Annotated in this window: 14 protein-coding genes; 9 read left to right on the top strand and 5 right to left on the bottom strand. The window is 61.3% G+C overall.

Annotated elements, in window-relative coordinates; genetic code table 11:
• Positions 1-2: 2 nt before the first annotated feature.
• The 7 genes from cobU to BHC62_RS19845 all read left to right on the top strand — a co-directional run bounded on the left by cobU (position 3) and on the right by BHC62_RS19845 (position 5,287).
• Positions 3-524 (top strand): bifunctional adenosylcobinamide kinase/adenosylcobinamide-phosphate guanylyltransferase, encoded by a 522-nt coding sequence (gene cobU, locus BHC62_RS19875; RefSeq protein ID WP_070995884.1) that lies wholly within the window; start codon positions 3-5, stop codon positions 522-524.
• Complete coding sequence (gene cobT, locus BHC62_RS19870) at positions 521-1,576, top strand: nicotinate-nucleotide--dimethylbenzimidazole phosphoribosyltransferase (protein ID WP_070995883.1); 1,056 nt, start codon at positions 521-523, stop codon at positions 1,574-1,576. The genes cobU and cobT overlap by 4 nt, the downstream gene beginning before the upstream one ends.
• Entirely contained in the window at positions 1,573-2,148 is a 576-nt protein-coding gene (cobC, locus tag BHC62_RS19865; RefSeq protein WP_070995882.1) for an alpha-ribazole phosphatase family protein, read from the top strand. Before cobT ends, cobC begins: the two co-directional genes overlap by 4 nt.
• On the top strand, positions 2,148-2,876 hold the full coding sequence (locus BHC62_RS19860) for an adenosylcobinamide-GDP ribazoletransferase (protein ID WP_029292419.1): 729 nt from the start codon (positions 2,148-2,150) through the stop codon (positions 2,874-2,876). Before cobC ends, BHC62_RS19860 begins: the two co-directional genes overlap by 1 nt.
• Positions 2,877-2,918: 42 nt before the next feature.
• Positions 2,919-3,323 carry a MarR family winged helix-turn-helix transcriptional regulator gene (locus BHC62_RS19855; protein ID WP_029292421.1) on the top strand — a complete coding sequence of 135 codons (405 nt, stop codon included), beginning with the start codon at positions 2,919-2,921 and terminating at the stop codon, positions 3,321-3,323.
• 62 nt (positions 3,324-3,385) lie between these two features.
• The gene (locus BHC62_RS19850; RefSeq protein WP_169906901.1) at positions 3,386-4,585 is read left to right on the top strand and encodes an MFS transporter; all 1,200 of its coding nucleotides are present in this window, start codon (positions 3,386-3,388) and stop codon (positions 4,583-4,585) included.
• Between the two features lie 150 nt (positions 4,586-4,735).
• Complete coding sequence (locus tag BHC62_RS19845) at positions 4,736-5,287, top strand: glutathione peroxidase (protein ID WP_070995880.1); 552 nt, start codon at positions 4,736-4,738, stop codon at positions 5,285-5,287.
• A gap of 65 nt (positions 5,288-5,352) precedes the next feature.
• Here the strand turns inward: BHC62_RS19845 and BHC62_RS19840 are convergent, their stop codons facing one another.
• The 4 genes from BHC62_RS19840 to BHC62_RS19825 form a co-directional block, all read right to left on the bottom strand.
• Positions 5,353-6,627 (bottom strand): OmpP1/FadL family transporter, encoded by a 1,275-nt coding sequence (locus BHC62_RS19840; protein WP_070995879.1) that lies wholly within the window; start codon positions 6,625-6,627, stop codon positions 5,353-5,355.
• Positions 6,628-6,773: 146 nt separating this feature from the next.
• Positions 6,774-7,256, bottom strand: coding sequence for a hypothetical protein (locus tag BHC62_RS19835; protein WP_070995878.1), 483 nt, complete (start codon positions 7,254-7,256; stop codon positions 6,774-6,776).
• Between the two features lie 279 nt (positions 7,257-7,535).
• Positions 7,536-7,760 (bottom strand): hypothetical protein, encoded by a 225-nt coding sequence (locus tag BHC62_RS19830; protein WP_007898912.1) that lies wholly within the window; start codon positions 7,758-7,760, stop codon positions 7,536-7,538.
• A 475-nt stretch (positions 7,761-8,235) separates the two neighbouring features.
• The gene (locus tag BHC62_RS19825) at positions 8,236-8,541 is read right to left on the bottom strand and encodes a hypothetical protein (RefSeq protein ID WP_029292434.1); all 306 of its coding nucleotides are present in this window, start codon (positions 8,539-8,541) and stop codon (positions 8,236-8,238) included.
• Between the two features lie 456 nt (positions 8,542-8,997).
• On the opposite strand from BHC62_RS19825, the gene BHC62_RS19820 reads away from it, so the two are divergent.
• The gene (locus tag BHC62_RS19820; RefSeq protein WP_029292437.1) at positions 8,998-9,321 is read left to right on the top strand and encodes a sel1 repeat family protein; all 324 of its coding nucleotides are present in this window, start codon (positions 8,998-9,000) and stop codon (positions 9,319-9,321) included.
• 175 nt (positions 9,322-9,496) lie between these two features.
• A complete protein-coding gene (gene rmuC, locus BHC62_RS19815; RefSeq protein ID WP_167362643.1) occupies positions 9,497-10,861 on the top strand; it encodes a DNA recombination protein RmuC in 1,365 nt (454 codons plus the stop codon).
• Between the two features lie 232 nt (positions 10,862-11,093).
• Here rmuC and BHC62_RS19810 read toward each other — a convergent pair whose 3' ends face one another.
• Positions 11,094-14,564, bottom strand: coding sequence for a PAS domain-containing hybrid sensor histidine kinase/response regulator (locus BHC62_RS19810; protein WP_029292441.1), 3,471 nt, complete (start codon positions 14,562-14,564; stop codon positions 11,094-11,096).
• Positions 14,565-14,795 lie beyond the last annotated feature (231 nt).

Raw genomic sequence — 14,795 nt, 5'->3', positions numbered from 1 at the left:
CCATGTTGCAACTGATCCTCGGCGGCGCCCGTTCCGGCAAGAGCCGCCTGGCGGAAAAACTCGCCAGCGACAGCGCCATGCCTGTCACGTATATCGCCACCAGCCAACCCCTGGACGGTGAAATGAATGCGCGCGTGACCCTGCATCGCCAACGTCGCCCAAGCCATTGGGGCCTGATCGAAGAGCCGCTGGAACTGGCGCGGGTCCTGCGCGAACACGCCGCCCCTGGCCAGTGCCTGCTGGTGGATTGCCTGACCTTGTGGCTCACCAACCTATTGATGCTCGACGACCCGCAGCGCCTGGGCGTGGAGCGCGAACAACTGCTGGACTGCCTGGCGTCGCTGCCGGGGGAAATCATTTTTGTCAGCAACGAGACCGGCCTGGGTGTCGTGCCGCTGGGCGAATTGACTCGCCGCTACGTGGATGAAGCCGGTTGGCTGCATCAAGCCCTGGCCGAGCGTTGTCAGCGTGTCGTGCTGACCGTTGCGGGCCTGCCCCTGACTTTGAAAGGTACTGCGTTATGAGCCAATCCTGGTGGCTGGACCCCTGCAAGGCGCTGGACGCTGCGGCCTATGAACAAGCGCTGGCCCGCCAGCAACAACTGACCAAACCCGCCGGATCCCTGGGCCAACTGGAAGCGCTGGCGGTGCAATTGGCCGGTTTGCAGGGCCGGGTCAAGCCGACGGTCGATCACGTGTGGATCAGCATCTTTGCCGGTGATCACGGCGTGGTCGCGGAAGGTGTCTCGGCCTATCCCCAGGAAGTCACCGCGCAGATGCTGCATAACTTCGTCAGTGGTGGCGCGGCGATCAGCGTGTTGGCGCGCCAACTGGATGCACGGCTGGAAGTGTTGGACCTGGGCACTGTCACGCCATCGCTGGACCTGCCGGGCGTGCGCCACCTGAATATCGCCCCAGGCACGGCCAACTTCGTGCTGGGCGCGGCCATGACCGAGGCCCAGGGACGGCTGGCTTTGGCGGCGGGGCGTGACAGCGTGCAGCGCGCGATCAACGCCGGTACGCAGCTGTTTATTGGCGGCGAAATGGGCATCGGCAACACCACTGCCGCCAGCGCGCTGGCCTGTGCGCTGCTCGATTGCCAGGTCAGCGACCTGACCGGCCCCGGCACCGGCCTGAATGCCCAGGGCGTGAGCCACAAAGTGGCGGTGATCGAGCGCGCGCTGGCATTGCATGCGGGGCAGCGCGGTGACCCGTTGCAGACCCTGTTCAACCTCGGTGGCCTGGAGATTGCCGGGTTGGTGGGGGCTTATCTGGCCTGCGCCCAAGCGGGCGTGGTGGTATTGGTCGACGGGTTTATCTGCAGCGTCGCGGCGCTGGTCGCCACGCGTCTGAATCCGTCGTGCCGGCCATGGCTGTTGTTCGGCCACCGGGGCGCCGAGCCGGGCCATCGCCACGTGCTGCAAAGCCTGCAAGCCGAGCCGCTGCTGGAGCTGGGCCTGCGGCTGGGCGAGGGCAGCGGCGCGGCGCTGGCGGTGCCACTGTTGCGCCTGGCTTGTGCGTTGCACGGGCAGATGGCGACGTTTGCTGAGGCGGCAGTGGCGGATCGCCCGGCATGACCTTGCACCTGGACCTGCTGCGCCATGGCGAAACCGAACTGGGCGGCGGCTTGCGCGGCAGCCTGGATGATGCGCTGACTGCCAAGGGCTGGACGCAGATGCGCGAGGCGGTGCTGGCGCGCGGGCCGTGGGATCGCCTGGTCAGTTCGCCGCTGCAGCGTTGCGCGCGTTTTGCTGAAGAGTTGGGCGCACGGCTGGATTTGCCGGTGAGCTTGGAGCCGGATCTGCAGGAGCTGCATTTCGGTGCCTGGGAAGGGCAGAGCGCGGCGAAGTTGATGGAAACCGACGCCGAGGCACTGGGGCTGTTCTGGGCTGACCCGTATAGCTTTACGCCGCCGGATGGCGAGCCTGTCGAAGGGTTTTCCCGGCGCGTACACGGTGCGGTCCTGCGCCTGCACCAGCTGTACGCCGGGCAACGGGTGCTGCTGATCAGCCATGGCGGTGTCATGCGTTTATTGCTGGCCCAGGCCCGTGGCTTGCCCCGTGAGCAGTTGTTGAATGTCGAGGTGGGGCACGGCGGCTTGTTCAGCCTGCGGGTCGAGGCCGATGGCGTGTTGAGCGAGGGCGCCTGATGTTGCCATTCTGGATTGCCTTGCAGTTTCTCAGCAGCCTGCCGATCCGCCTGCCAGGCATGCCGCAACCGCAGGAACTGGGGCGTTCGCTGCTGTTTTATCCGTTGGTGGGCCTGCTGTTCGGGCTGCTGCTGTGGGGCTTGAACACGCTGTTGATGGGCGCGCCGTTGCTGTTGCACGCGGCGCTGCTGTTGACGGTGTGGGTGCTGCTCAGTGGCGGCCTGCACCTGGATGGCCTGGCGGACAGTGCCGATGCGTGGCTGGGGGGCTTTGGCGACCGCGAGCGCACCCTGACCATCATGAAGGACCCGCGCAGCGGCCCGATTGCCGTGGTCACCCTGGGCTTGGTGCTGCTGCTCAAATTCACCGCGCTGGTAGCGCTAATCGAGCAACACAACGGCGCTGCGTTGATCCTCGCCCCATTGATCGGTCGCGGTTCGCTGCTGGCGTTGTTCCTCACGACTCGCTATGTGCGTGCCGGGGGGCTGGGCCAGGCGCTGGCCGACCATTTGCCGCGGATTGTCGGGCAACAAGTACTGATCCTTACCGGTCTGGCCTGTGTGTTGATCGGTGGTTTCAGCGGTGGGATCGCCGTCCTGCTCGCTGCCATCTGCTTTATGGGGCTGCGCCAAGTGATGATCAATCGACTGGGCGGCACCACCGGTGACACGGCCGGCGCCTTGCTGGAGCTGCTCGAAGTGGCAGTGTTGATCGGCCTGGCTCTGTAACACTTTCTTGCATTTCCTTAATCGCGGGTATATACACGTTCCATGCTTGCCTCCCAATGTTTATGCACCAACCTGCGTCGTGCCGCCCGTGGCGTCAGCAGGCACTACGACGGCGCCCTCGATGGCTTCGGGATCAACGTCGCCCAGTATTCCTTGCTGTGTAATCTGCAGCGCCTGGACCAGCCGAGCATTTCCAGCCTGGCCGATGCCATGGGCCTGGACCGCAGCACCCTGGGGCGTAACCTGCGGGTGCTGGAAGGTGAAGGCCTGGTACGGTTGGTCGAGGGCGATGACCTGCGCAATCGCCTGGTAGTGCTCACGGAGGAAGGCAAGCAGCGCCTGACGGCCGCTTTGCCGGCCTGGGAAGCGGCGCAGCAGAAATTGATCGATAAATTGGGTGTGCAAAAACGCGAAACCCTGTTGGCCTTGCTGGACGAACTCGCTTAAACGCGGGCTAGTTCGAATACAAGCGGGTATATACCCGCAGGCGGAGAATAATAATGACCTCGATGTGGCGTACCAGTGGCTGGATTCTTGTCGGGAGTGCGCTGATCCTGGCTCTTTCCCTGGGCGTACGGCATGGCTTTGGCCTGTTCCTGGCGCCCATGAGCGCCGAGTTCGGCTGGGGCCGTGAAACCTTTGCCTTCGCCATCGCTTTGCAAAACCTGATCTGGGGCCTGGCGCAGCCGTTTACCGGGGCCCTGGCCGACCGCTTTGGTGCGGCCAAAGTGGTGATGATCGGTGGCGTGCTCTATGCCTTGGGCCTGGTGTTCATGGGCTTGTCTGATTCGGCGTGGTCGCTGTCCCTGAGTGCCGGCTTGCTGATTGGTATCGGCCTGTCCGGTACCTCGTTCTCGGTGATCCTCGGCGTGGTAGGGCGTGCCGTGGCCCCGGAAAAACGCAGTATGGCCATGGGCATCGCCAGTGCTGCCGGCTCTTTCGGCCAGTTCGCCATGTTGCCGGGCACCTTGGGCCTGATCGGCTGGCTGGGCTGGTCCGCGGCCTTGCTGGTGCTGGGCCTGCTGGTGGCGCTGATTGTGCCGTTGGTGACGATGATCAAGGACCGCCCGCTACCGGTCATGGCCGGCCAGCAAACCCTGCGCGAGGCCCTGCAGGAAGCCTGTTCCCATTCCGGGTTCTGGTTGCTGGCCTTTGGTTTTTTTGTCTGCGGTTTCCAGGTGGTGTTTATCGGCGTGCACTTGCCGGCCTACCTGGTGGATCAGCATCTGCCAGCGACCGTCGGCACTACGGTGCTGGCGCTGATCGGCCTGTTCAATATCTTCGGCACCTACACGGCGGGCTGGCTCGGTGGGCGGATGTCCAAGCCACGCTTGCTCACGGCGTTGTACCTGCTGCGGGCGGTGGTGATCGTGCTGTTCCTGTGGGCGCCGGTGACACAGATGAGCGCCTACCTGTTCGGCATGGCCATGGGCTTTTTGTGGCTGTCGACTGTGCCGCTGACCAACGGTACGGTGGCGACCTTGTTCGGGGTCAGAAACCTGTCGATGCTGGGTGGGATTGTGTTCCTGTTTCACCAGCTAGGTTCGTTCCTGGGCGGTTGGCTGGGGGGCGTGGTCTATGATCGAACGGGCAACTACGATTTGATCTGGCAGGTGGCGATTATCTTGAGCCTGGTCGCGGCCGCCCTGAACTGGCCGGTGCGTGAGCGACCGGTGGCAAGGCTGCAGGCGCAGATGGGGGTAGCATGAATTCGATCGGATACTGGTTTGGCGCAGCCGGGTTGCTGACGCTGTTGCTGCTGGCCTGGTGGGGCTGGCAGCGTAGCGGGCTGGCGTTGATGCAACTGGGCATGGCGATCTGTTAAGTTGCTTGCCTGACTTTGTCCAAGGACCCTCGACATGTTGAAGCGCTGGCTTGCAGTACCTGCCCTGATGGTGGCTTTTGGCGGTGTCGCCATGGCCGCCGATTGTCCGTCGTTGCTCGAAGGTCAATTGCCCAAGTTACGCGCCAAGGAGTCCGTCGACCTGTGCCAGCGCTTTGCAGGTAAGCCCCTGGTGATCGTCAATACCGCCAGCTTTTGTGGGTTTGCCCCGCAGTTCAAAGGCCTGGAGGCGTTGTATCAGCGCTACAAGGGCGACGGCCTGGAAGTGATTGGCGTGCCTTCCGATGACTTCAAGCAGGAAGCCAAGACGGGCGAAGAGACGGCCAAGGTCTGCTATGTGAACTACGGCGTGACCTTCACCATGACCGAGCCACAGAAGGTCAGGGGCCCGGATGCGGCACACCTGTTCAAGGTCCTGGCCGAGCAGAGCAACGCGCCGAAGTGGAATTTCTACAAGTACGTGGTGGACCGCCAGGGCAAGGTGATCGCCAGCTTCTCCAGCCTGACCAAACCCGACAGTCCGGAACTGATCGAGGCCGTGGAGCAGGCGCTGGCTTCCAAGCCCTGATTATCGGCCACTAAAAAGCCCCGCCTCCTTTGCAGGAGTGCGGGGCTTTTTTATGCAGCGTTGGATCAGAACTTGTACGTCATGCCCAGGCCAAAACCGTTGGCGCTGTTTTTGTACTTGGCGTTGTAGCTTGCCAGAGCGTTGGAGCGGTTGACGCTGACTTCTTCTTCCTTGAGGTAGGAGTAGGCCAGGTCGATGGTCATGTTATCCATGACGGCATAGCCCAGGCCAACACTGAAGATGGTCCGGTCGCCGGTAGGGATACGTGGCGAACGATCAGTGTTGTTGGTTGGCGACTGGTCGAAGGTCAAACCGGTACGCAGCACCACCTGCTTGGTCAACTGGTACGAGGTACCCACGGCATAAGCCCAGGTGTCGTGCCAGTTCTGGTCTTCCTTGATGGTGCCCACAAGACCTGGGGCGAGGCCGCCACCGGCTGCTGTCACGCCTTTGTTGTTGACGGTGATGTCCTTCAGACGGCTCCAGCGAGTCCAGGTAGCACCGGCATACAGCTTCCAGGCGTCGTTCATGTCTTGGGTAACCGACAGATCCCAGGATTCAGGCGTGTCGATTTTCAGCGACGCGTCATAACGGCCGGTTGCCAGGGCGCTGGAGGTCGCAGTAGGCGCGTTGACTTCGGTGTGGCCTTCGAGCTTGTACTTGACCTTCGAGTGGTAGGTCAGGCCGACGCGGGTGGTATCGGTAGCCTGGACCAATACGCCGGCGTTGAAGCCGATGGCAGTATCGTCACCCTTGATCTTGATCTTGGTATCTGGCACGGCCGGGTTGAGGGTCAGCTCGGATTCCAGGGTGCCGGCAATGCGGTTGAAGGTTGGGCCAAAACCGACGGAAACCCGATCGTTGAAGGCATAGCTGACGGTCGGCTGGAAAGTGATGACTTGCACTTCACTTTTGCTGCCAAAGCCACGGCCCTGATAGCCGCTTTCGTAGTCGGTAATCAGGCCGAACGGTGCGTACACACCAAAGCCGACTGCCCACTGGTCATTGAGTTTGTTGGTGTAGAAGCCGAACGGTACCGCCGTGAAGGGGACCATGTCGCCCTTGTTGGTGCCGCGGGAGCGACCGCTGACATCTTTGATATCAGTGGACGCATCAATCGCTGCAACACCGCCGGTGACTTGCTGGCCTTCAAGGCGAGCCATACCGGCAGGGTTACCAAAAACAGTGCTTGCATCATCGGCAGAAGAAGAACGGCCTGCGAAACCGGTACCCATACCGCTGACGCTTTGTTCGTTGAGGGCAAAGCCGCTGGCGAACAGTTGGGAAGAGGCCATGGCAACGGCGAGGCTAAGTGTGGTCTTGAGCATTACTTTTTTCATTATTAGAACTCCGAGGTGATCACCGCTGCGGAAAGTACCAATAAAATTAACGCAGCGCTATAGGCTGTAATGTAGGAGATAGAGCGGTTTTGTAGGACAATCCGACCAAAATTGCCGATTTTTGCCGAATCTTGCAAAGTGCCCGATCAACAGGCGACCTGATTCATTGGGTTTACACAGGTTTGCCAGGCCTGGGTGTAATCGCGCAGCCGGCCCTGGGGGTGAAAAATTTCTTTCCAGATACGGGCCATGGCGAGCAAGTCGTCGGGCTGGGGGAGTTCGGGGCGATGTTGCTCCACCAGCAGCCAGGCAATGGCGGTGGCGTAGCGCAGGTTGACCGTCAGCTCCAGTTGCGGCCCGCTGAGGAAAGCATGTTGGCTGGCGAGGCCACGCACCAGGCTGGCGCGCTCTGGGTCGAGGGCCAGGTAGTCGTCCCACAGGGCCCTGTGGCGCGGTTCGGTAATGCGATACAGGCCGTGGCCGCGCCTGTCGTGCAAGGCAGAGCCCAGTTCCGATTGGCTGGCGGCAACCCCCAGCAGCAGGGTTTCTGCGGTCTGGCTGTGGCGGCCCAGGTAAATCAACGTGGGTCGGATCACATAACGACACAACTCGCCGGCGGCAATGCCCATAAAACCCTCGAAACCGTGAAAGTGGTCGACGAGGCCTGAGAAGGGGGGGCTTGGCAGCGGTGAATCGGATCTCAGGCTCGCCGGAGGCGGGACATGCCGCCTGAGTTGAAGTGTAGTGTCAGATTCACGACGTAAAGGACTGTTTTTAAAATATTTCCGGCTACGGGTTATAAGCGTTATATCTGTTTGGCCTAAGGGGAGCCGCTAAAAAAGCCGAATCGCGGGCAATAAAAAACCCTGCCTTGCGGGCAGGGTTTTCGGTGTTCAGCGTCGGGTCAATCAGGCAACCAGTGCCTGACGGGTACGCTCGATCACGGCCTGCAGCGGTTCTGCGCTGGAGTATTGATCGGGGTACAGGCGTTCGCTATGACGAGCGATGCCGTGTTCGTTGACCAGGGTGAAGCTGAAGCAGCCTTTGCGAGCGGCCATGATCAGGCAGTTCATTGGAGCAAAAGCATTGGTTAGGGTGCGAATGGCATCCTGAGTATGGATTTGAGTGGACATATTATTGGTGTTCCTACAAATGACACGGATAAGAACCGTGCAACGTTAAAACGTTCCAGTGACGCTGATCACCATTGATCATGCGAAGAACCCGACTGGAACAAAGCAGCCAGTTTGAAGCGCTAAATAGTTTGGCGCGCTTGGGCTGGCAGGTAGGTACTTAGGAGGGCAGGCAACACAACAGGGGCAAAGGTTCTGGGCCCAGGGTGAAGATCCTGATCAATTTGCAGGTTGGTTCGGTCAGAGTATGGATACTTCGCGACACCCTTTGCATTGTTCAAAGGCAGTGTCGTCGCAAGTGATACCTGGAAACCATCGAGGTGGTCGATCCCATCAAGATTGACAGAACTTCTCTTTAGGGAAGCTACGTCGCGGGGATTAGTTCGACCAGAATTGACTTTCAGCTTGGTACTAACGCTGCGGATACTAATGGCTTGAAACAGCTAAAGCAAGTGTGTTAGCAAAAATACTTCAATCAGCCGCCCATCAGCCCACGATAAATCAGCACCGTGGACGCTGCGGCCAATGAACAGCCCAGTGCATAGGCGGCGAGGGTCAAGCGCAGGGATTGGCCGGTTTCGATGACTTTCACCACATCGCGCAGGTCGTTGACCCGTCCGTCACCCAACTCGATACACAAGCTGACCGCCGTGAAAGCGGCCGACAACAGGATGGCGATGGCAAACAGCGCGCCGTCGGGAGATGGCAGCACGGCATTGGTGCCCAGGGAAATCACACAAACGGCGAACAGCAATAACGCGAACACCAGGATTCCTTTCATGAAGTGGCGCACCTCCTTGCTGTAGGGCGAACAGTGTGGCGAGCGCAGGCACGTTTGAAAAGTGGCCTTTGTGTGTCGCGCGTAACGTTTTGTTGTGCCCTCGGGCCACAAAAGTGCGGGATATAACCGTCAGGCAGGTAGTTGTGCACATTGGTTGCGCAGTGTGTCACCGGGAAGGTGCTGCGCCGGATTGGCCCGTGAATGCCTGCATCGAAAATTTAAGTCAATGAAAAATCTGGCTTTTTTTTATTGGTGAAAAAATCGTCAGTTTAAGCGCGGCCCCCGTTCCATGGGCCTTTGCGCGAGTTAAAGCACGGTTGTCCACTGAGTTATCCACAGCTTCTGTGGATTGTCCCAAGCGCTTGCTCTAGAACGGGCGTGCAGGTTTTTTTCAGCTTTACCCGTACGAAAAAAGGAGTAGAGTGGCGCGCCTTCCGTTCTGCCCTACAGTGCTTTATGAAGTTTCGCTCAGTATCATCTTCTGTTACCGACAACCCTCCAAGTGTTACCGCACCCAAGCGCTTCTCCTTGAAAGTCGCCTTGTGGCTGCTGGATAGCCCACGCATTGGCGATCACCCCAATATCAAGCATTTTGCCGGGCGTTTGCTCAAGCAGCCGGCCCGTGAAGGGGTGGTTGTGGCACAGAGCCGCCTGGGCCTGTTGATGTGTCGTGAGTGCGGCAATGCCCGAGACCGCCGCATCGGCCACGATCTTCTGCGCCAGGCCGCCCGTGCCGGCGACGTGGGCGCCCAGCGTGAACTGGGCCAGATCAAAGACTGAGCTGTCCACGAAGCGCCCGCTTGGTTAACCTTCCTCTTTTACCGTAATGGCAGGAATGGCTATGGCTTTTGACTGGACCAGTGTTGCACTGGGTCTCGCCGCTGCGGCGTTGCCTCTGTCGGTCCTGTGCTGGCAGATCCAGCGCCGCCTGAATGCACGCAGCGCCGGTTGGGAACTGCTGGAGGAACGCCTGGCGACGGCGCAGATGGCCCAGGAAGGCCTGGCCGCGCAACTGGACGCCAGCCGTGACGAGATCAGCGATCTGAGCCAGGCCAATGCCGCCAAGCAGGCAGATCTGGCCGCTGTGCGCCGGGAAGTCGAGTTGCTGCAGATCGACCGCGACAATGCGCGTGATGCCGCTCATGCCTGGAACATCGAGCGCAGCGCCAAGGAAGGCGAACTGCGCCGCCTGGACGCCTTGTCGGCCTCCCTGCGTGCCGAACTGCGGGAGCAGCAAGACAGCCATCAACAGCGCCTCAATGACCTGCAAGGCTCGCGGGACGAGTTGCGTGCGCAGTTCGCCGAACTGGCCGGGAAAATCTTCGATGAGCGCGAACAGCGGTTCGCCGAGACCAGCCAGCAGCGCCTGGGGCAATTGCTCGATCCGTTGAAAGAGCGCATCCAATCGTTCGAAAAGCGTGTGGAAGAAAGCTATCAGAACGAGGCGCGCGAGCGTTTTTCCCTGGCCAAGGAGCTGGAGCGCCTGCAGCAATTGAACCTGCGCCTGTCGGACGAAGCCACCAACCTCACCCGCGCCCTCAAGGGGCAGAAAACCCAGGGTAACTGGGGTGAGTTGATTCTGGAGCGGGTGCTGGAACATGCCGGCCTGGAGAAGGGCCGCGAGTACCAGACCCAAGTCAGCCTCAAGGGCCCGGATGGCGAGCGCTTCCAGCCGGACGTGTTGATCATGTTGCCCGGCGACAAGCAGGTGGTGGTGGACTCCAAGGTCAGCCTGACGGCCTACCAGCAGTACGTGGCGGCCGATGACGAGGTGATCGGCCAGGTCGCTCTCAAGCAGCACGTGCTGTCGTTGCGCAATCATGTCAAAGGCTTGGCCGGCAAGGACTACAAGCGTCTGGAAGGCCTGCATAGCCTGGATTTCGTGTTGTTGTTCGTGCCCATCGAAGCAGCGTTTTCCGCCGCGTTGCAGGCCGAGCCCAACCTGTTCCAGGAAGCCTTCGACCGCCATATCGTGATTGTCAGCCCCACCACCTTGTTGGCGACCCTGCGCGTGATCGACAGCCTGTGGAAGCAGGAGCGGCAAAGCCAGAACGCCCGGGAAATCGCCGAGCGCGCCGGCTGGCTGTACGACAAGTTCGTGCTGTTTATCCAGGATCTGGACGAAGTGGGCAATCGATTACAGCAACTGGATAAGGCTTACAGTGCAGCGCGCAATAAGCTCACAGATGGTCGCGGCAATCTGGTCAGCCGGGTCGAGCAGTTGAAGCTGCTGGGCGCGCGCGCGAGCAAAGGCTTGCCGTCCGACCTGTTGGAGAAAGCGATGACCGATGAAGATGGCGTCGCACAGTTACCTGACTAAACGCAGAGCCCAAATGTGGCATCGGGTATCTACACAACGCTCCGAAACTGATGACTCTCCCTGTGGCGAGCGGGCTTGCCCCGCGCTGGGCTGCGCAGCAGCCCCACCCCAGGCATCGCGGTTGTTTAAGACATACCGAGCCGGCAGGTTTTGGGGCGGCTGCGCCACCCAACGCGGGGCAAGCCCGCTCGCCACAGCAGCCCTATCGGCTTGGGTTTAAAGCACCCACAAGCTACAGCGGCAAATGCCGGTTCAGCAGCGCCCGCAACGCCGCTGGCTTGACTGGCTTGGCCAGGTAATCCAAACCCGCTGCATGCACCTCGGCCACCATCTCTGGCCGGCCATCGGCGCTGATTACCACCCCTGGAATCGGCTCTGCCAGTTGCGCGCGCAGCCAGCCCATCAACTCGGTGCCCGTCTCGCCGTGGTCCAGGTGGTAATCCACCAGTGCCAATTGCGGGCGCATGCCCTCGGCCAGCAACGCCGCGCATTGCGCCTGGTCACGTGCGGTCCAGACCTGGCAGCCCCAACGACTCAACAGGCTGCGCATGCCAATCAGGATGCTGTCTTCGTTGTCCACGCACAGCACCTGGGCGCCGCTCAGTGGCAGGCCCTTGTCCGGTGTGACCGGTAGCTGCAAGCTGGTTTGCGCCTTGGCCAGTGGCACGCTGACGCTGAACACACTGCCTTTGCCCGGCCATGAGCGCACGCGCAAGCGGTGGCCGAGTACCCGGCACAACCCGTCGGCAATCGCCAGGCCCAGCCCCAGGCCCTTCTCGGCACGGGTCTGGTGGCTGTCCAGGCGCTTGAACTCTTCGAAGATCACTTTCTGCTTATCCAGTGGAATCCCCGGTCCACGGTCCCACACCTCCAGACGCAACTCACCGCGACGCCGTCTTACACCCAGCAGCACTGGGCCGTGGGCATAACGGAAGGCGTTGGTCAGGAAATTCTGCAGGATGCGCCGCAGCAGCTTGATATCACTGTCGATGCGCAAGCGGCTGCCGCGCAGGCGGAAGCGCAAGCCTTGTTCCTGGGCCAGCACCTTGAACTCTGCACCCAGGGCATCGAACAGTTCGCTCAAGGCAAACGGCTGGCGCTGGGGATTGATCTTGCCGTTTTCCAGGCGCGAGATATCCAGCAAATCGCTGATCAGGTCTTCGGCCGAGCGCAGCGAGCTGTCCAAGTGGTGCACCAACTGCCGAGCCTCGCCGGACAATCCTTCGCTCTGGTGGGAGAGGGCGGCCGAGAACAGCCGCGCAGCGTTGAGCGGCTGCATCAGGTCATGGCTGACCGCAGCGAGGAAGCGGGTTTTCGATTGGTTGGCCGATTCGGCCACGCCTTTGGCGTCGGTCAGCGCGACGTTGAGTTGCGACAGCTCATGGGTGCGCTCGGTGACGCGCTGTTCCAGGCCCTCATTGGCCTCGGTCAGGGCCTGTTCGGCCTCGCGGAAGGCGGTGATGTCGGTGAAACTCATGACAAACCCGCCGCCCGGCATCGGGTTGCCGATCAGCTCGATCACGCGTCCGTTGGGAAACAGCCGTTCCGAGGTATGCGCGCGGCCCTGGCGCATCCAGTGCAGGCGCCGCGCCACGTGGACTTCGGCCTCACCGGGGCCGCACAGGCCGCGCTCGGCGTTGTAGCGAATAATGTCGGCAATCGGCCGCCCGACACTGATCAGTCCGTCGGGGTAGTTGAACAGTTCCAGGTAGCGGCGGTTCCAGGCCACCAGCTTGAGGGACTGATCCACCACGCTGATGCCCTGGGTGATGTTCTCGATTGCACCTTGCAACAGTGCCCGGTTGAACTGCAGCACTTCGGATGCTTCGTCAGCGATACGGACTACGTCCTCCAGCTGCATTTCGCGGCCTTCAATCGCTGCTTTCACCACCGCCCGCGTAGATGAGGCACCCAGTACGCCTGCCAGCAGCCGCTCGGTATGGGCGATCCAGTCGTTGTCGGCATTCTGGTTGGGGTTAAAGCCCTTGCCTTGGCGGTAGGCGAAGCGGATGAAGCTCTGTTGCGCCCGTTCCTCGCCGACAAAGCGCGCCGCCAGGCTCAACAGATCATTGATCTGCACCGACAACATGGAGCGGGCGCTGGCGCGCTGGCTGGTTTCCTGGCCGATAAACCGCCCGGCCTGCCAATGCTCTGATACCCGAGTGCGCGAGAGGACCGAGACCCAGGCAAACAGAGTGAAGTTACCGGCAAGGGACAGCACAACCCCTTGGGTCAGCGGCGTGATCGGCAGCCCCAGCGGGTTGCCATGCAGCCAGGAGAGGCCAGGGAAGATATTCAGCGACCAACCCAGGCTATGGGCGGCAATTGGCAGCACCAGGGTGTAGAACCACAGGAACGTGCCCGCCGCCAGGCCGGCAAACACGCCGCGACGGTTGGCCTGCTTCCAGTACAGCGCGCCGAGCATTGCAGGCGCCAGTTGGGTCACGGCGGCAAAGGCAATCTGGCCGATGGTCGCCAGGCTCGCGGTGGAGCCGAGCAGGCGATAACTCACATAGGCCAGCAGCAGAATAATCACGATGCTGACCCGGCGTACCGAGAGCATCCAGTGGCGGAAGACTTCGAACGGGCGCTCGGCGTTGGTGCGACGCAGCAGCCAGGGCAACAGCATATCGTTGGAGACCATGGTCGACAGCGCCACGCTCGCGACGATGACCATGCCGGTCGCCGCCGAAGCACCGCCGATAAATGCCAGCAGCGCCAGGGCCGGATGGGCTTCGGCCAGGGGTAGGCTGATCACGTAGGAGTCAGGTAGCACCGAACTTGGCAGCAGCATCTTGCCGCCGAGGGCAATCGGCACCACAAACAGCGCGGCCAGCACCAGGTAGGCCGGGAACACCCACTTGGCCAGGCGCAGATCCTGGGGCTCGATATTCTCCACCACGGTGACGTGGAACTGCCGGGGCAGGCAGATAATTGCCATCATCGCCACCCCGGTCTGCACCACCATGGATGGCCAGTTCACCGTCTCTTTCCAGTACTCCTCCAGCCTCGGCGCGAGCATTGCCTGGCTGAACAGGTCGTTGAAACCGTCGTACAGGCCGTAGGTGACAAACGCGCCGACGGCAAGAAACGCGAACAGCTTGACCAGGGATTCAAAGGCAATCGCCAGGACCATGCCACGGTGGTGCTCCGTGGCGTCGAGGTTGCGTGTGCCGAACACAATGGTGAACAGCGCCAGCACCAGGGACACAATCAGGGCGGTGTCCTGGGCCCGTGTGCCGGTGGCATCGGCGCCGGCGCCAATCAGCAGGTTGACCCCCAGCACGATGCCTTTAAGTTGCAGGGCAATATAAGGCAGCACACCTACCAGGCAGATCAGCGCCACCACCACCGCCAGTGACTGGGATTTGCCATAGCGCGCGGCGATGAAGTCGGCGATGGAGGTGATGTTTTCCTGCTTGCTGATCAGCACCATTTTCTGCAGGACCCAGGGCGCGAGTACCAGCAGCAGTACGGGTCCCAGGTAGATCGGTAAAAAAGCCCACAATTGTTCGGCGGCCTGGCCTACGGCGCCGAAGAAGGTCCAACTGGTGCAGTACACCGCCAGCGACAGGCTATACACCCACGCACGCACCCGTGGCGGCAGCGGCGCGTGGCGGCGGTCACCGTAGAAGGCGATGGCAAACATAATGGCCATATAGGCCAGGGCAACGGCGGCGATCAGCCCGCTGGACAGCGTCATGAGGACTCCGGACATAAGAACACCCAGGCATTCCAGGCCCGGGGCGACAGTCTCGCATGATGCTCGGGGTTAGTCAGTGTCGACGAAGGTCGGGTAGGTGCTGTCATGCAGGGGTGGATGGGCGGTGCTGTCGTGGCGAGGGGGCTTGTCCCGGTACAAACCGGGGACATCGTTTACATTTCTAACCGGGGACATGGTTTACAGGTTAATACGCATGGTCAGGAGGTATCT

Source organism: Pseudomonas sp. 06C 126, assembly GCF_001855215.1.
GTDB classification, from domain to species: Bacteria; Pseudomonadota; Gammaproteobacteria; order Pseudomonadales; family Pseudomonadaceae; genus Aquipseudomonas; species Aquipseudomonas proteolytica.
Note: the sequence above shows the minus strand (reverse complement) of the source record. Positions and strands in the feature narration are given on the sequence as shown.